The 17,666-nt window shown below is 50.8% G+C and carries 15 protein-coding genes; 12 read left to right on the top strand and 3 right to left on the bottom strand.

The genetic code is table 11. The features are described from left to right. Positions 1 to 427: 427 nt before the first annotated feature. Both P2H89_RS00825 and cysC read left to right on the top strand, forming a co-directional pair. Positions 428 to 1,114, top strand: coding sequence for an aspartyl/asparaginyl beta-hydroxylase domain-containing protein (locus P2H89_RS00825; RefSeq protein WP_275824569.1), 687 nt, complete (start codon positions 428 to 430; stop codon positions 1,112 to 1,114). Positions 1,115 to 1,123: 9 nt separating this feature from the next. Continuing rightward, a complete protein-coding gene (cysC, locus tag P2H89_RS00830; RefSeq protein ID WP_275824570.1) occupies positions 1,124 to 1,660 on the top strand; it encodes an adenylyl-sulfate kinase in 537 nt (178 codons plus the stop codon). Here cysC and P2H89_RS00835 read toward each other — a convergent pair. Continuing rightward, positions 1,655 to 2,635 carry a hypothetical protein gene (locus P2H89_RS00835; RefSeq protein ID WP_275824571.1) on the bottom strand — a complete coding sequence of 327 codons (981 nt, stop codon included), beginning with the start codon at positions 2,633 to 2,635 and terminating at the stop codon, positions 1,655 to 1,657. The genes cysC and P2H89_RS00835 overlap by 6 nt on opposite strands. A gap of 150 nt (positions 2,636 to 2,785) precedes the next feature. Between P2H89_RS00835 and P2H89_RS00840 the strand changes: the two genes are divergently transcribed. Continuing rightward, on the top strand, positions 2,786 to 3,988 hold the full coding sequence (locus P2H89_RS00840; RefSeq protein ID WP_275824572.1) for a multidrug effflux MFS transporter: 1,203 nt from the start codon (positions 2,786 to 2,788) through the stop codon (positions 3,986 to 3,988). A gap of 9 nt (positions 3,989 to 3,997) precedes the next feature. Here the strand turns inward: P2H89_RS00840 and P2H89_RS00845 are convergent, their stop codons facing one another. Beyond that, positions 3,998 to 4,912 (bottom strand): diacylglycerol kinase family protein, encoded by a 915-nt coding sequence (locus tag P2H89_RS00845; RefSeq protein ID WP_275824573.1) that lies wholly within the window; start codon positions 4,910 to 4,912, stop codon positions 3,998 to 4,000. Between the two features lie 81 nt (positions 4,913 to 4,993). Between P2H89_RS00845 and surE the strand changes: the two genes are divergently transcribed. The 3 genes from surE to P2H89_RS00860 all read left to right on the top strand — a co-directional run bounded on the left by surE (position 4,994) and on the right by P2H89_RS00860 (position 8,077). Continuing rightward, the gene (gene surE / locus P2H89_RS00850; protein ID WP_275824574.1) at positions 4,994 to 5,731 is read left to right on the top strand and encodes a 5'/3'-nucleotidase SurE; all 738 of its coding nucleotides are present in this window, start codon (positions 4,994 to 4,996) and stop codon (positions 5,729 to 5,731) included. Positions 5,732 to 5,984: 253 nt separating this feature from the next. Continuing rightward, positions 5,985 to 6,527, top strand: a complete 543-nt coding sequence (locus tag P2H89_RS00855) for an RNA polymerase sigma factor (protein WP_275824575.1) — start codon at positions 5,985 to 5,987, stop codon at positions 6,525 to 6,527. A 95-nt stretch (positions 6,528 to 6,622) separates the two neighbouring features. Further along, complete coding sequence (locus P2H89_RS00860) at positions 6,623 to 8,077, top strand: hypothetical protein (RefSeq protein WP_275824576.1); 1,455 nt, start codon at positions 6,623 to 6,625, stop codon at positions 8,075 to 8,077. Here the strand turns inward: P2H89_RS00860 and mutL are convergent. Next, the gene (gene mutL, locus P2H89_RS00865) at positions 8,063 to 10,057 is read right to left on the bottom strand and encodes a DNA mismatch repair endonuclease MutL (RefSeq protein WP_275824577.1); all 1,995 of its coding nucleotides are present in this window, start codon (positions 10,055 to 10,057) and stop codon (positions 8,063 to 8,065) included. The genes P2H89_RS00860 and mutL overlap by 15 nt on opposite strands. A 527-nt stretch (positions 10,058 to 10,584) precedes the next feature. Here mutL and P2H89_RS00870 point away from each other — a divergent pair. The 6 genes from P2H89_RS00870 (at position 10,585) to P2H89_RS00895 (ending at position 17,549) form a co-directional block, all read left to right on the top strand. Continuing rightward, positions 10,585 to 13,503: a glycoside hydrolase family 3 N-terminal domain-containing protein gene (locus P2H89_RS00870; RefSeq protein WP_275824578.1), complete on the top strand. Its 2,919-nt coding sequence runs from the start codon at positions 10,585 to 10,587 to the stop codon at positions 13,501 to 13,503. Positions 13,504 to 13,586: 83 nt separating this feature from the next. After that, on the top strand, positions 13,587 to 14,222 hold the full coding sequence (locus P2H89_RS00875; RefSeq protein ID WP_275824579.1) for a carbonic anhydrase: 636 nt from the start codon (positions 13,587 to 13,589) through the stop codon (positions 14,220 to 14,222). Positions 14,223 to 14,416: 194 nt separating this feature from the next. After that, a complete protein-coding gene (gene gldA / locus P2H89_RS00880) occupies positions 14,417 to 15,352 on the top strand; it encodes a gliding motility-associated ABC transporter ATP-binding subunit GldA (protein WP_275824580.1) in 936 nt (311 codons plus the stop codon). Beyond that, on the top strand, positions 15,333 to 15,737 hold the full coding sequence (locus P2H89_RS00885; protein ID WP_275824581.1) for a DUF4259 domain-containing protein: 405 nt from the start codon (positions 15,333 to 15,335) through the stop codon (positions 15,735 to 15,737). Before gldA ends, P2H89_RS00885 begins: the two co-directional genes overlap by 20 nt. A gap of 131 nt (positions 15,738 to 15,868) precedes the next feature. Further along, positions 15,869 to 17,158 carry a phosphopyruvate hydratase gene (eno, locus tag P2H89_RS00890; RefSeq protein WP_275824582.1) on the top strand — a complete coding sequence of 430 codons (1,290 nt, stop codon included), beginning with the start codon at positions 15,869 to 15,871 and terminating at the stop codon, positions 17,156 to 17,158. 76 nt (positions 17,159 to 17,234) lie between these two features. Further along, positions 17,235 to 17,549 (top strand): septum formation initiator family protein, encoded by a 315-nt coding sequence (locus tag P2H89_RS00895; protein WP_275824584.1) that lies wholly within the window; start codon positions 17,235 to 17,237, stop codon positions 17,547 to 17,549. The last annotated feature ends 117 nt before the right edge of the window (positions 17,550 to 17,666 follow it).

Genomic DNA, 17,666 nt, shown 5'->3' on the forward strand with positions numbered 1-17,666 from the left:
AGATGGACCTGGAAAGGATCGTTTCCAGACCCCTTATCCTTCCGCCGGGGATGATAAGGGGATGCTAAGTAGATGATAAAGGCATCCGGTAAACTTGATGTAAAGCAAACGTAAACCTGGAGTAAACCTAGAGTAAACCGCAAGTGGTGGTGAGACTGCCATTAGCCGAATCCGATTGGGGACAATGCCCCTTCGCGGGGCGGTTCAGACGGGCTAAAGAGCCCGCAAGGCAGGAAATCTGAGGTTGGGTAACCTCCTTCTGCAGAAAAAAGAGATGGCATTTCATCCTTCTAAAGGTACGAAAAATGCCATAATGGCGCAAATGAATGGAGTATTTAACCGGTCGCCGCTACCGCTTAACCCAGGAATAATATCCTTATAAGAGAAAAACCTTATATTCGAAAAACCGTTAAACCAAACCACGCTTATGATACGGTCGGCAAAAATTGATTGGGAAATCAACATCCTAACCCTGCGCCAGGAAATATTACTCCTACCCAGCACCTGGTCGCCCCATTTTAATACCCAACATTATGAAGGCGAATGGACCGTCCTCCCCCTCCGCGCTCCCGGCGGCCACCACGATCGCATCATTCCCGACCTCATGCAGGAAGGCGAATACCAGGATACCCCCCTTATGCAAAACTGCCCCGCTATCAGGCAACTCATCAGCACATTTCAATGCCCCATACGCTCCGTAAGGCTGCTCAACCTCAAACGGGGCGCCATCATCAAAGAACACCGCGACCACGAACTGGCATTTGAACACGGCGAAGCCCGCCTGCACATACCTGTATTTACCAACGAACACGTTGAATTTTTTGTCCAGCAGGAGCGCATCATCATGGAGCCTGGCGAATGCTGGTACATCAACGCCAACCTGCCCCACCGCGTGGCCAATTATGGCCCCACCGATCGCATCCACCTGGTAATAGACTGTACCGTCAACGACTGGCTGCGCGAATTATTCGAACGGTCACCCAAAACCACCGTAGCCGAAGAACGCAAAACCGGCGAGCTGTTGAAGATGATCTTCGAACTGCGTCTCCAGAACACAGATATTACCAATAAGCTGGCCGATGAATTAGAACAAAGTTTGCTCGAACAGGCGTAATTTCCGGGTATGGTACTCATCCAACTAACGGGCTTGTCTGGTGCAGGGAAAACATCCATCGCATTCAGGGTACAACAATTATTGTTGCAAAGGGATATCGCAGCACAGATCATCGACGGAGATGCTTATCGGCAGACAGTTTGTAAAGACCTCGGCTTCACACCCGCCGACAGGCGCGAAAACATCCGACGCCTCGGTGCCATCGCCCACGACATCGTACAGCAAAATACCATCGCCATCATCGCAGCCATCAATCCCTACGAAGAGGTACGGCAGGAATTGCGCGCGCAATACAATGCACACACCGTGTGGATACATTGCTCCCTCGATGTCCTGGTAGAAAGAGATACGAAAGGATTGTACAAACGGGCTCTGCTCCCGGTCGGGCATCCCGAAAGAGTAAACAACCTCACCGGTGTAAACGATAGCTATGATATCCCCATAAGGGCCGACCTGGTGATATATACGCACTCCGAAGACCTTGAAACCTCTTCCGTACGCCTGTTTGCATTTATACTCGACCACCTGCTCAATGGCGGTTCATAGAGTTCGACGCTGTATCCGCAAAGCATCCAGCTCCTCATACAAAAGCATCACCGGCTGCACGCTTTCCGGTAAAGATTCATCTGCCGCCGGCTCCTGAAAAACCTGTTGTGGATATTTCGCATGAAACCGGCTGCGTTCTTCCATCTGCGTCCGGTATTGATCCGAAACTTTCATCCTGGTGAGTGCCGCAATCTTGTCAATGGTAGATAAAACAGGCTCCCGGTAATTTACCAGCACCGAATGAGGATCATCTGCTGCCACCTCCAGCATGATCCGGAAATAACGCTCCAGCACCAGCGCCATATAATCATCCAGCGAAAGGTCAAGGATAGCAGTCTCGTCAAAACCAAACACCCCCGGCTCGATCACACCCTGCACCGATTGCATGCCTCGTCGCCTTCTTTGCGATTGGATCACCTCATCCGGCGAACGATACAATAAGATAAACGGAACTGTTGGGTATAGTTGCCGCAGCTCCCGGTAAAAGCACAGGTGCCAGCTATCGCATTTCACGAACAGGTGTGTTTCATCGCCTCTTCTCTGCTGACCATAAAAGCGTAGAGCGCCATTAAATAGGGCAGGAATGGCGGCTTCCTGAACGGGCAGGTTACCAAAAGGAATCCTCAATAAAGCATCCAGGAAGGGAACTTCCGCCAGCACGATATGCTGCTCCGGTAAGCCCAGCAGTTGGGCAAAAAGCGTAGAACCACACCGCGAAACATGAAAGATAAAAGCGCTGGGTGCAACAGCATTTATTGAAGCTGGCCAATGCGTCAACATCTCCGGCGAACTCGCACTGCGAAATTTACCGGAATTCTCCGGCAGCTGCAAACACGCACTCACCGTTTCATCAAAGAAGGGGGCGGTATAACGCTGGTCGCCCGTGTACAACCACATACATTGCAGCACGGCTTCCCGCACAGAAAGCTTATAGGGGATCCAGCCGGCAAGAGCAGCTGCGTTAGGTTCATTCATAGCTGAATAGGATGATGATAGATTAAATATAACCCATTCCGAACAATCACCACACCGCCCTTGTTATTCCTAGCCCCGGGTTAGGTGACAACTCACCCCCGGTCAAAAGATTAGCTTGCCTGCACAGCTTCAAACCGGAACCGAATAGCCATGACAAAGAAAAGATACTACTTCCTGGTAGCCTTACTGGGAGCACTAACTACCATTGCTCCTTTCTCGATCGATATGTACCTGCCTGGCTTTACGGCCATCGCCAAAGACCTGCACAGCAATGTTGCAGAGGTCGCGTTATCGCTGTCCAGCTTTTTTGTGGGCATATCGTTGGGACAATTATTATTTGGACCACTCATGGACCGTTTCGGCCGCAAACGGCCATTGTACATCGCGCTGATAGTTTACATTGGCGCCTCGCTCGCCTGCGCATATGCTAATACACTCGATATGCTGGTAGCCGTGCGATTCATTCAGGCCCTCGGCGCTTGTGCTGCCACCGTGGCCGCCAACGCCATGGTACGTGATCTCTTTCCCGTAGAAGAAAATGCCAAAGTGTTTTCCATGCTGATGCTGATACTGGGTATCTCACCCATCATAGCACCTACAGCTGGAAGTTATATCACCTCCTTACTCGGATGGCAGGCCGTATTCATCATACTTGCAGTGATCAGTACTATCATCCTCCTGGCCATCTACCTCGGCTTGCCCGAGAGTAGTCCGCCCGATCCCAACTACTCGCTCAAACCCGCCGCCATCATCAACAGCTACACCAGCGTATTGAAAGAGCCGGTATTCTATACATATACATTCACCGGCGCCATCGCTTTCGCCGGGCTCTTTGCTTTTCTTTCTGGTTCACCTTATTTGTACATGGAATTATTCAAATTGTCCGACCGTGCCTACGGGTTGGTATTCGCCCTGCTCGCCGGCGGACTCATCCTCGCCAGCCAGATCAATCGCTTCCTGCTCAAGCGCTATAAAACGGAGCAGATCATCAACACCGCACTGATCAGTATGACCATCGCTGGTCTGTTGCTGATGCTGATCGTTTACAACAATTGGATTACCTTACCCGGCATGCTGCTCATGCAGTTCATCTACTTAAGTTGCCTGGGATATATATTGCCCAACTCATCGGCCATGGCCATGTCGCCCTTCACGAAAGGAGCGGGTAGTGCCTCTGCCCTGATGGGAGCCCTGCAAATGGGCATCGGAGCAGGCGTCAGCATATTGCTCAGCTTCCTGCAAAACGGTACCGCCCTGCCCATGGTAATAGTAATGGCCATATGTGCCCTGCTGGCATTACTGGTACTCTCCCTGGGCAGCCGCATGATTCGTTATAGACTCAGTGAAGGGTAGTAATGTAAGTCAGGTCTTCGAAGCCCCATCCGGAATGAGAAACTCCAGCACGCCCGCCTGCAGTTCTACGCTTACCCGCGCGGCATCTTCAAGACTGATCAGTTCATCGTCGGTATGCAGTAACGTGTCTTCTGTATTGATATTGATTTTGGTGCCTTTAACAGGAGGTATAGAAAACACGGATTCACCCCCATCCATTTTTTGTTTGATCCAGTCGGCCAAAGCTGTCCGCTTATCTTCCGGAATCAGCACCACTTCAAATTGACCATCGCCTGGGTCCGCATCCGGCGATAGAACCAGGTTGGGTCCAATCGAGCGGCTGTTCATCACCTCTGCCAGTAAATAACGACCCGAGTGATCTGCATCATCGATCTCGATATGATAATGTCGCGCCTCTGCCGATAGAATGATATGATGCAATTCTTCGAGCGCTGTCTGCATCGCTTTCTCCGGTGTGTCTTTCCGTTCCTTATCCACCTTCTTCATCACTTTCATCAGTCGGGGAAAGATCCCATAACCAAAACCTTCCACCAGGAAATGCGTTTCAGGCAGCCCTTCAATCCTGCCGATATCATACTTCTTCACTACCCCATTTTTCCAGGAACTGATGATCGCCTCATTCGGACCTTCAATGCCCAGCGACTTGGCAATATTATTCGCCGTGCCCAACGGCAAAATCGCCACTGGTAGTTTCTTGTCCGAGAACTTGCGTTCCAGTAAGGTGAGGACCGCTTTTCGTATCGTACCATCACCACCTGCCACAGCGATCAGGTCGGTATCTGGCTCAATTTTATCCCACCCTTTTTCTTTTGTGGACGAATATCTACATTCCCAGCCCGCTGCTTCAAAGAGTGGCGTCAGTTCCTTTTTCGTATGGTCTTCTTCGCCAGCTGTAGGATTATGCAGGAGTTTCACATATTTCATGGTGCTTGTTGTTGATGATATCGGTATCCTTAACAATAGCATACCACAATCGCCTGGCACAATTATGTTGAACCATACAGCATGAGAATACTTGTAACCAACGACGATGGGATATACAGCCCGGGCATAGCGGCGCTGGCAAAAGTGGCCCTGCGCTTCGGGGAAGTACAGGTAGTAGCGCCCGATGTAGAACAATCCTCCATGGGGCATGCTATCACGGCCTCGCGGCCATTGTACTATAAGAAATCGCCTATTACCTTCGAAGGACTCGATGCCTATCGGGTCAACGGAACACCAGCCGACTGTGTAGCCCTCGGCACCCATCTTTGGGCCAAAACAGATGTGGTATTGTCCGGCATCAACATGGGGCTCAATCTCGGCAATTCCATGTGGCATTCCGGCACACTGGCCGCCGCCAAACAGGCTGTCCTGTTAGGAATGAAGGGCATTGCCATCAGCACGCCCGCCGGCAAAACCGAGCCCAACTTCGATAAACTGGCCCCTTATGTTGAAAAGGCGCTGGAAGCAGTAATAGAAAATCCGCACCTCAACCTCATTAATATCAACCTGCCGCCCGAACCCATCGGCCTGCAGTGGACACGTCAGTCCGTTCGCCTGTACGACGGCAAGATCGTACCCGGCATCGATCCCATGGGGCGGAAACACTATTGGTTTACCGTCATCCCCCTCGAGCCTGCCGAAGAAGGAACAGACCGGTATGCCGTAGAAAACAGTTATGTGTCCATCACACCCCTTCGGCTCGACCTCACCAACGAAGCCGAGCTCACCAAAGCCCTGCAAACAAAGCCGGTCTCATAACTTTGTCTGTCGGATAGTCTTTTCCCGCGACAAAAGCCGGGAAATAATCGGCCAAAGCCCGTAAGGCCAATCTATTTTTGGCAGCTACCCAACGCTCCCATTCTAATTTTACGTATAAATTAACAGTTTCAGGAAGGCTCAAAACACAGCTGCATAGCCATATCCGCAATATTTGCTGTTGAAATCCCGTTCGGGATAAGGACGGTTCACATCTTGACGGACATGGTTAGCAAACAAACAAATACGGGCTTATTTGGCAAATAGTATTGCCGATATCGAGCTGATAAACGGTTGTATAAAGAACGACCGCCGGGCTCAGGAACAGTTGTATAAACAGTTCTACGGGCCCATGGCGTCCATATGCCTGCGCTATACCCGTAACCAGGAAGATGCGATAGAAGTATTGCACAATGGTTTTCTCAAGGTGTACAAGAACATGCATACCTACGATGCTGCAAGAGCATCACTCTACACCTGGATACGCAAGATCATTGTCAACACAGCCATCGACTTCATTCGCCAGCGGGAAAAATTCTATACCCGCATTGAACTGGAAAAGGCCGAAGAACCGGCGATCGACGCCGATGCGGTACAACGGATGAGCACGCAGGAATTATTACAATTGGTCAGAAAACTATCGCCCGCCACACAGGGAGTCTTCAATCTCTACGTGGTGGAAGGATATAACCACCGGGAAATTGCCAGCTTGCTGGGCATTAGTGAAGGAACCAGCAAATGGCACCTGAGTGAAGCCCGAAAACAATTGCAACATTTATTACAAACCATGCAAGTGTAACCGTAATGAACGAACGACACGCATACGAAAAACACTTGGCAGAAAAACTGCAGAATCTGCCGCCCCCGGGTGAGGCAAACCAATCCTGGGAACAGATGAGGATCTTACTCGATGAGGAAATGCCACGCGGAGGAGGGATGCCCATTCGCCGCAACTGGTGGTTATTGACTATTGCCGTCGGCGTAGTGTTTCTCGCCACCTGGCTATCGGGAGGTTCCTTCCTTGACAAAGAAAAAACACCCACCGTTGCACAGCAGGAGGCAACAACTCCTTCAGCAGCAAGGGTGCAGGCAACGCCGGCAACGACGCCCGCCAACACACCGGCCGTCGCTGATGGACCCGAAGCCGGACAGGCCATCGGTACACCACAAGCCGCCGCCAGCCAGCCATCGTCTGTTGCTGCCGGTCAGCCGGGCAGCCCGGCCAACGCTCAGCCATTGGCCGATCAGCCCGCTGCGTCGGATAAATCCCTTGCAGCCAATCCTAACAAGCCAGCCAGCGAAAGCACAGGCCGTGAAGCACCTGCCAACAAACAACGAAACCTCACCAGCAATCGTTACCAACCCAACGCCGATGAAGCAATAAGTACACACAAAAACGCTCGCACACAGAACCAAAGCAATAAAGACAAATTGAAGGATCGCCTTACCAGCGGTAAACAGCCACCAGTGCTCCTGTCGCCCGAACTGCTGTCGACAATCGTGCAGTCACCGGAAGATTACGCAACGCAACACCGGCCTGTGCTTGACCCTGCTACCACCATCGAGAAAGACTACGCAAGAAAGAAAGCAAAATTGCCGGCCGCTCCGGAACCAAAGCCGGCCGACAGAAGAAAGAGTTTCAAGACACAACAAATGGGCACCTTTTCACTGGGGTTCGGACTGCCGCTGGCATTCCCCCTAGGCGATCAGCAGGCCATGGGCTATAACATGTGGGCAGGGCACAATACCGCGTCCGATTATATGCCCTCGGCACACGTGCAATACCACATCACCAACAAGACCTTTTTGCAAACAGAAGCGCAGGTGGTTGCACCGCAGTACATAAGACCCACGATGCTCAGCTACAGCAGCAGGCAATCGGGCAGTAACTATGTATCAAATGCCATCTATGCACAAAAGCTGTACTATTTCAACATTCCGGTAAGTATACACCATAGTCCCTTCCCGGGCTTTTATATGGGAACAGGTTTACAGTTTTCCTCCATGATCAGCGGGGTAGCGTTGACCGAAGAAAGGCGAGGTACAACCGGGGGCGGCACAGCCATACTGGTGAGTGAGAAATACAGCCGCTTCCGCAACGATACCCTGTCCGACAAATTGAACTCGAACGAGTTCAGGGTGCTCCTGGATGCCAATTATTACTTCAATCGATTCACGGTAGGCCTGCGTTACAACCAGGCGCTCAGTAATTACATCAGCGTACAGCCATCACCCGCAGCACCCTATTCATTCGAAAAGAACAGGGCATTGCTATTCTACCTCCGGTATAACCTATGGGAGGAAAAGAAGCGGGGAGCCAGTACAAAGTCGATGTTATCGCTTAAATAACGTCTCGAGGTAATCGCGTTTGAATTCGATGTAGGTAGGGTTACCGCCCGCGGTAACATTCGCCTGTTTACACTTGAACAGGTCGTCGATCAACGTTCTCATCTCTTTCTCAGTAAGTGAAGTGCCCGGCTTGATAGCCTGTTGCCAGGCCAGCGAACGGATCAGCTTTTCCCGTTTGGAAAATTTGAGATCACTGCTGAAATGCTTGAACTGCTCCAGCAGGTTCTCGATGATCATTTTTTCATTGCCCTGATCCAGGTCGGCAGGTGTCCCTTGGATTACGAAGGCTTGATTGCCGAAAGGCTCGATCAGGTAACCCAACTGGTTCAGATCGCTCATCAGCTCATTCATCAAAACGGCATCCTGTACAGAAAGCTGTAAGGTAACCGGGAACAGACTGCGTTGGGTGGCCATCGGCTTGTCAACGGCAGCCTGAACGAAGCGCTCATAAAGCACGCGCTCATGCGCCAATTGTTGGTGTACAAGGATAAAACCTCGGTTGGTAGGAACGATAATATATAATTGGTGCAGCTGCGTAAGCGAAGCATGCTCGTGGATCGTCATCTCCATACGGGCCTGGCTGGGCAGCGAGAAAGGAGATCCAAACGAAGAAGGTCCACCCTGGTCGGTCGAAGAACCGGGATAGCCGCCAAGACTGCCGGCGCCGCTCTCCTCTTTTCTCAATTGATCCAGCAGCGACTCGAATTTCTTGCCCCCCGATTGTTCCATGCCGGCTTGCTGATCGCCAAAGCCGGAGGAGGATCCTCCTGAAAAACCTTGTTTACTACCAGTGCCCTCATAAAAATCCTTCCAGTTCTTCAGATCACTTTTGTTGGTAGGCTGAATGAAATGTGCCTGATGGCGCTCCGTAAAGTTCTTGAAGAGCGCAGAGGAGGAAGCGGCTTCTTTCTGGTCCTCGGTAAAAGGTTTATTGATGGCATCCAGTTGCTGAATGTTCGGGTCGAGGTCAAACTCCAGGGTAGGCGTAACGCTGAACTGGGCCAGCGCATGTTTCACCGCAGCCTGCACAAAAGCATACACGATCTTCTCGTCCTCAAACTTGATCTCCTGCTTGGTGGGGTGAACGTTGATGTCCACCTGCGCCGGGTCGAGGTCGATGAAAAGCACATATAGCGGAAAGCTGTCGGCCGCGATCATTTCCTGGTAGGCGCTCATCACGGCGTGGTTCAGGTAGGGACTGCGGATGAAACGGTTATTAACGAAGAAATACTGGTCGCCCCGTGTTTTCTTCGACGTTTCGGGCTTACCTACAAAACCATAGATGTTGAGGTAGTCGGTCTTTTCCTGCACGTTCACCAGCTTGGCATTGTACTGGTTGCCCAGCACCTGCACGATGCGCTGCTTGAGCGTACCCTTCTCGAGGTGAAACATCTCCTGCCCATTCGACGAAAGGGAAAAGAAGATATCGGGGAAAGACAAAGCCACCCGGATAAACTCGTCAACAATATGGCGCGTTTCGGCCGCATTGCTCTTGAGGAAGTTGCGCCGGGCGGGGATATTGAAGAACAGGTTCTTCATGGCGAAGCTGGTGCCGGTATTGGCCGCAATGGGCTCCTGCCGGGTCACCATACTGTTCTCTACTTCAATATAAGTACCGGTTGTATCTTCAGCACGTTTGGTCTTCAGTTCTACTTGGGCAACGGCAGCGATAGAAGCCAGGGCTTCGCCGCGAAAACCCATGGTCCGTATCCGGAACAGGTCGTCGATCTGGTGGATCTTCGAAGTGGCGTGGCGCTCGAAGCACATCCGTGCATCGGTTTCGCTCATGCCTTTACCGTTGTCGATCACCTGGATCAGCTGTTTGCCGGCGTCCTGGATCAACAAGCGGATTTCAGTGGCGCCTGCATCCACTGCATTTTCTAACAACTCCTTCACCGCGCTGGCAGGGCGTTGGATAACCTCACCTGCAGCGATCTGGTTAGCAATATTATCGGGTAATAATTGAATAATGTCTGGCAATCTACAGTCTCCTTATTTGGTCGCGAAAATACGGGAATAATTTGTGGGAGAGAGGCGCTACTCCAATGGTGCCACCCTATAAAAAGAAAAAAGGGTCCGAATAGAAATTCGACCCCGTCTTAGTCCAATATCCTATGAAAAACCGATTAGGTATATCCAACCGGCGTGCCAATTAATTTTAAACAGGAAACACGCTCCGGACGGCCAAAACCGTTCCCATTCCCGGACAGTTTTTCTTTAAACTGGAAACGGTGCTATTTTCCACGCCTAGGGTCCCCACTCAACCCAACTTCAAATTTGCACCCGCTGCGCCAGCCCCCTCACCTCATACCCCTACAGCCACCACCCCAACCCCCCAAATGCAGGTATCTGCACGTTCCGCGATCACAATCCGCGAGATTAAAATTCCATCCCTTACAAGCTCGCACAGAAGGTTAAAATTCAGGCGTAGAGCCACTCCGTTCATCCCTTTTGTGGGTGAATCTTCTTAATTTCAGCGGCTAAATTCGCTTTTTAAGATCATCATCATGAAGAGAATCCTTTCGTTTGCTATTGTTTTGTCGTGTATCACCGCTGCCCAGGCACAGCGTTCTTCCTTTCTGCCTGCCAACAACTGGGTCGACAGTGTATTTAAAACCCTGACCAAAGAGCAGAAGATCGCCCAGCTCATGGTGCTGCGCACATCCTCTATCGGCCCCAATCGCACCGTCACTTTCTTCGAAAAAGAAGTGGAAGAAGCGATCCGCAAATACAATATCGGCTCCATCTGCCTCTTTCAGGGCGGACCGGTCAGGCAGGCCAATATGATCAATTACTTTCAGGGCATTGCCCAAACGCCCCTCCTGGTCTGCATCGACGGTGAAAATGGACTAGGTATGCGCATGGATTCCGTGATCGGATTGCCCCGCCAGATGATGATGGGCGCCGTACAGGATCCCGCCCTTATTTACCAATACGGCCGCGTGGTAGGCGAACAGTGCCGCCGCATCGGCATCCAGGTCAACTACGCCCCCGTAGTCGATATCAACAACAATCCCAACAACCCCGTCATCAACGACCGCTCCTTCGGAGAAGACAAATACCGCGTAGCCGAATACGGCATCCAGTATATGAAAGGCATGCAGGACGCCGGCACCATGGCCTGCGCCAAACACTTCCCCGGTCACGGTGATGTGGAGGTCGACTCGCACCTCGATCTCCCCGTTATCAATAAGTCCAGGCCGCAGCTCGATTCGCTGGAGCTCTATCCCTTCCGAGAGATCTTTAAAGCAGGCGTTGGCAGCGTCATGATCGCTCACCTGGCCATCCCCGCCATCGACAATACCGAGAACAGGGCTACCTCCATCTCGAAGAAAAGCGTAACCGATCTGCTGCGCAAAGAACTGAAGTACAACGGACTCACCTTTACCGATGCCCTCGAAATGAAAGGCGTCGCCAAATACTATCCCGATGGAGAGATATCCCTGCAGGCCCTCATAGCCGGCAACGACATGCTCTGCCTACCCGGCGATATCCCCGGCAGCATCGAAAAGATCATGAAGGCCATCCGCAAACGCAAGCTGTCCTGGTCGGCCATAGATGCCCACGTTAAGAAAGTGCTGCACGCCAAATACCAGTATGGACTGGCCAACCTGAAACCCATCGACACCAAAAACCTCACCGACGATCTCAATAGCAAATCGAATGAAATGCGCCGCCTCATTGCCGAAAAAGCACTCACCCTGCTGCGCAATGACGACTACGGTATTTTCCCGCTTTCGAAAGGAAAGCGTGTAGCCTATGTAGGTTTCGGTCTCACCAAAGACAACGTATTTGCACAACAGGTGCGGAATGATTATGATGCCCAGGTGTACTACTTTGACTACCGCCTCGATTCGGAAAAAGTAGCCCCCATGCTCGAGCTCTTTAAGAATCGATATGATGTCGTGATCCTCGGCATGCACAACTACGCCCGCTATCCTGCCAATAATTTCGGCATCAGCAACGCAGCCCTGCAGTTGATCAAAGGACTCCAGCAACAACACAAAACCATCACCCTCGCGTTCGGCAATCCTTATGTCGTCAAAAACTTCTGCGACTCCAAAGTATTGGTAGCCGCCTACGAAGATGACGACATCACACAAACCGTCGCCGCCGACCTGGTTTCGGGTCGCCACGTTGCCAGAGGAAAACTGCCCGTTACCGTTTGTGAATCCTTTAAGTTCGGCGACGGCATCGTAGCCACACAAGGCCTGCCCACAGCCCCCGCCGGTTCCCTCGGTTTTCGCCAGGCACAAATGGGCAACGCCATCGATTCCATCGTAACGGATGCCATCCGTCAGCAAGCCATTCCTGGCGCTGTGGTACTCGTAGCCAAAGACGGTAAAGTGGTATTCGACCGCGCCTATGGTTATCTTTCTTACGACAGCACCGAACCGGTATACCCCGAAACCATCTACGACCTCGCCTCCGTCACCAAGATCATGGCTACCACCGTATCTGTGATGAAATTATACGACGAAGGGAAACTCGATCTTCAAAAAACACTCGGCGACTACCTGCCCTGGGTAAAAGGAAGCAACAAAGAGAACCTGAAACTGTGGGACATCATCCTGCACCAGGCCGGACTCAAATCCTTCATCCCCTTTTATAGAGAAACCGTCAACGTTACGGACAACAGCAGCCCCAACTGGAGCTTTTATGCGCTGAAAGCCGATTCCTCACATACCGTAAGGGTCGCCGATCGCATGTACATGCGCAACGACTGGGTCGATACCATCTACAACCGTATCCTTACCAGCAGCCTCGAGCCCGGCAATAAATACATCTACAGCGATAACGATTTTATATTCCTCGGCAAAGTGGTAGAGGCCATCACCGGCAGCCCCCTCGAGGTATATGTAAAGAACACATTCTATGATAAGCTGGGCATGGCCTCCACAGGCTTCCGCCCCCGCGAGCGCTTCCCGCTCAGCTATATTGCCCCTACAGAAAAAGAACCAGGCTTCCGCCAACAACTCATCTGGGGCGATGTGCACGATCCCGGAGCAGCCATGTTCGGAGGCGTAGCCGGTCACGCGGGTTTGTTCAGCAACGCCAATGACCTGGCCATCCTTTCACAGGTGCTGCTCAACGGTGGCGTCCTCAACGGGCAAAACTTCTTTAGCAAGGCAACGGTGGATTATTTCACCGGTTACCACAGTGAGATCAGTCGCCGTGGCCTAGGATTCGATAAGCCAGAAAAAGACAATGCTACCCGTAAGGAGGCATACCCAACATTGTCCGCATCGCCGCTTACCTACGGCCACACCGGGTTTACCGGCACCTGCTTTTGGATAGATCCCAAGTACAACCTCACGTACATATTCCTGTCCAATCGTGTCAACAGCCCCGATGTCAACAAGTTTTTGCGCATGAGCGTGCGCCCCAAAGTGCACGAGGCCATCTACCAGGCGCTGTTGCATTAATCTTATTTAATACGGCATCATCGTCCACAACCAGGCAGCAATGCCTGGTTTTTTATTATATTACATAATCAAAAAGCCTTGATATGAAGCTCGCGGAAAGATTATTACTGGAGAACAAAGCCTGGGCAGCCGAAAAAGTACAAGATGACCCCGGCTTTTTCAGCCGCTTGGAGAAGATACAACAGCCCGAATTTCTATGGATTGGATGTAGTGACAGCCGCGTGCCGGCCAACCAGATCACCGGAACCCTGCCTGGCGAATTGTTCGTACACCGCAACGTCGCCAACCTGGTCGTTAATACCGACGTGAACCTGCTCGCCGTGCTCGATTATGCCGTCAATCACCTCAAGGTAAAAGACGTGATCGTTTGTGGCCATTATGGTTGCGGAGGCGTGAAAGCAGCCACCACCAACCACGATTACAAGCTGGTATTGAATATGTGGTTGCGTAATATCAAAGATGTTTACCGCTTGCACAGAGCCGAGCTCGATGCCATCCAGGAAGAGGAAAAGCGCGTAGACAGGCTGGTAGAGTTGAACGTAATGGAACAATTACGCAACCTTGCCAAAACTTCTATCATACAACGGGCATGGAAAGAGGATAATCGTCCACACCTCCACGGTTGGGTATACCGGCTCAATGATGGCTTGATAAAACCCCTCCTCGACATCGAAGCGGGCATCTATGAAGATTCGGTGTACCGTTATGATGATCTGTAGAAATAAATCGGCGGCCCTGCACAATAAAAATATTTCGGGCGCCTCGCGGATGGCGCGTGTAGAGCAAAATATCCGCAACCTTACTGCATTAGGATAAAAATCCCTGCTGCGTCAATGATTCCAACCCTTTGAATGTTTCGAAAGTCCGCACCAATTTATTAAAAACTTCCATTGGTTTTTGTAGGTTTGCCACTATGTCGATCGAAGTAACAAAGCTCACCAAAACCTATGGCGAGCAAAAAGCTGTTGATGCCATATCCTTTAAAGTAGGGAAGGGAGAGATCGTAGGATTTCTCGGACCCAACGGAGCTGGCAAGTCAACCACCATGAAGATCATCACCGGGTACCTGCAACCCGATGATGGTGGGGTAGTCGTTTGCGGCATCGATGTACTGAAGCAACCGCTCGAAAGCAAAAAGAAGATCGGTTACCTGCCCGAAGCCAATCCGCTCTATTATGATATGTACGTTCGCGAATACCTCGACTTTATCGCCGATGTGCATGCCGTGCCCGACCGGAAAAAGAAAATAGAAGAAGTAATAGAGACCGTAGGCCTCACACTCGAAAGCAAAAAGCGGGTAGGGCAGCTGTCCAAAGGATATAAACAACGGGTAGGCCTCGCAGCCGCCCTCATACACGATCCGGAAGTATTGATCCTCGACGAGCCCACCACCGGCCTCGATCCCAACCAGATCATCGAGATCCGGGAAGTGATCAAAAAACTGGGTCAGCAAAAGACGGTACTGTTCTCCTCGCACATATTGCAGGAAGTAGAGGCGATATGCGACCGTGTAGTGATTGTTAACCGTGGCAAATTGGTCGCCGATGATAATGTATCCAAATTGCTCAACGAAACACAAAAAGAAGAAACCCTTCGTGTCGCCTTCCGCGAAGCACTCGAACCAGCCTGGCTCGAACGCCTCAGCAGTGTGCGCACGGTCAATAAGATAAATACCAACGAGTGGGAGCTGGTCTGCAACAATGTCCAGGAAGCCCGCCGCCAGCTGATGGAACTGGCATTGCAACAAAACCTGAATATCGTATCCCTGCAATCCGGAACCCAAAGCCTGGAAGAAGTATTCAGATCATTAACCAATAATAATAGTAAAGATGGGAACCTGGGGTCATAGAAACTTTGAGAACGATGCTGCGCTCGATTTTGTGTATGAAGTAGAAGACAATGGATTCGACCGCATTGAAAAAGCAATCAAACAGGTCGCTGAATTTCCTGAAGAAACTTATCTGGAAGCCGATTATAGCGTGGCAGCGCTCGCTGCCATAGAGTTTGTCGCCGCCGCCAAAGGCAACCCTTCGGAAGACTTCCCCGAGTCGGCCGAAGACTGGCTGCAAAAGGCAGGCACCGGGCCGCTACTTTCTATCGACGCTGAAAAGCTCAACAAAGTGATAGAAAGAGTGAGAAGCAATTCCGAATTGAGGGACCTCTGGCAGGAAGAAGGCGACGAACCCACCGAATGGCTGGCTGTATTGTCCGACCTCGAAAGCAGGATAAGCTGATCCCTTAAGCATAATTTAATATAAACTTCGTTTCTTTGCCATCCGAACGCGGCTTCCGGCAAGGTGCTGCGTGTTGCTAACGAGCGTTTGCCAGCTATTTAATAACCAACAGCAAATACAAACAACGAATCATGAGTTACATTGCCGACATTCATGCCAGACAAATATTAGACAGTCGCGGTAATCCTACTGTAGAAGTAGATGTAGTTACCGAAAATGGCATCATAGGCCGTGCCGCTGTACCCAGCGGAGCATCAACCGGTAAACACGAAGCAGTAGAACTGCGCGACGGTGACAAGAAAGTGTATGTAGGTAAAGGTGTATTGCAAGCCGTAAAGAACGTAAACGATATCATCGCCGACCAACTGATCGGAGTAGAAGTAGTAAAACAAGCCTACATCGATAACCAACTCCTCAAGATCGACGGTACTGAAAATAAAGCCAAGCTCGGCGCCAACGCTACCCTCGCCGTATCAATGGCCGTAGCACACGCCGCTGCTCAGGAAAGCAACCTGCCCCTCTTCCGCTACCTCGGCGGTGTAAATGCAACCGTACTTCCCATGCCACTCATGAACATCCTCAACGGTGGTATGCATGCTGATAATAAGATCGATTTCCAGGAATTCATGGTGGTTCCCATTGGCGCTCCTTCATTCAGTGAAGGTCTCCGTTGGGGTGTGGAAATCTTCCATAACCTGAAAACTGTATTGAAGAAAAAAGGATACAGCACCAACGTAGGTGACGAAGGTGGTTTTGCTCCTGATATCAAGAGCAATGAAGAAGCCATCGAAACCGTACTGGAAGCCATTACCCTCGCTGGCTACAAAGCCGGTGAGCAAATTGGCATCGCTATGGACGCTGCTACTACAGAAATGTTCGACGAAAAGACAAACAGCTATAAGTTCCACAAGAGCTCTGGCAAATCCATCAGCAGCGATGAAATGGTAGCTTTCTGGGCAGATTGGGCTAAGAAATATCCCATCGTTTCAATCGAAGATGGTATGGCAGAAGATGACTGGACTGGTTGGAAAAACCTGACCAACGCAATCGGCAACAAATGCCAGCTGGTAGGTGACGACCTGTTCGTTACCAACGTAAAGCGTCTCCAGGAAGGTATCGACAAAGGAATCGCCAACAGCATTCTCATCAAAGTAAACCAGATCGGTACCGTTACTGAAACTATCAACGCCGTTCAACTGGCGCAGAACAGTGGTTACAATACCATCATGAGCCACCGCAGCGGTGAAACAGAAGATACCACCATCGCCGACCTCGCAGTAGCGCTCAATTGCGGTCAGATCAAGACTGGTTCTGCCAGCCGTAGCGACCGGATGGCAAAATACAACCAACTGCTCCGCATCGAAGAATTACTGGCCGAGAACGCAGTATATCCTAAAGGAAAGATTAAATTTGGTAAGTAATAACTAAAGGTAGGAAGTCGGCTACCTGCTGACTTCCTGCTTTTTTTCTCATTCTTCTATTCACGAATCACGATCCATGAAGATGCTTCAACACATACCCGCCTGGATAAGGAATAAATACCTGCTCACTGCATTGGTGTTTGGCGTATGGCTTTGCTTCTTCGACGATCAGGATATCATCACCACCCACTTTAAGCACAAGGCCGAGCTCCATAAGCTCGAAGCCAGCCGTGACCATTACCTTGGCCAGATAGAAGAAACAAAAAAAGAACTCGAGCAACTAAAGTCTGATCCCGCCACACTCGAAAAATATGCCCGCGAAAAGTTCTGGATGAAGAGAGACAACGAAGACCTGTACATCCTCCCGGAACCAACTCCCAATAAGCAATAGTCTGCCAGCTGTTACACCGTGATTGCCCCACGGAGATTAAAGACTTCTTAAAATCAGGTAATCCTTACACTATCCTGATACAGTAACCCAGCGCATAAAAATCTCCTTACACCAGGC

The organism is Paraflavitalea sp. CAU 1676 (assembly GCF_029223285.1).
Classification (GTDB): Bacteria; Bacteroidota; Bacteroidia; order Chitinophagales; family Chitinophagaceae; genus Paraflavitalea.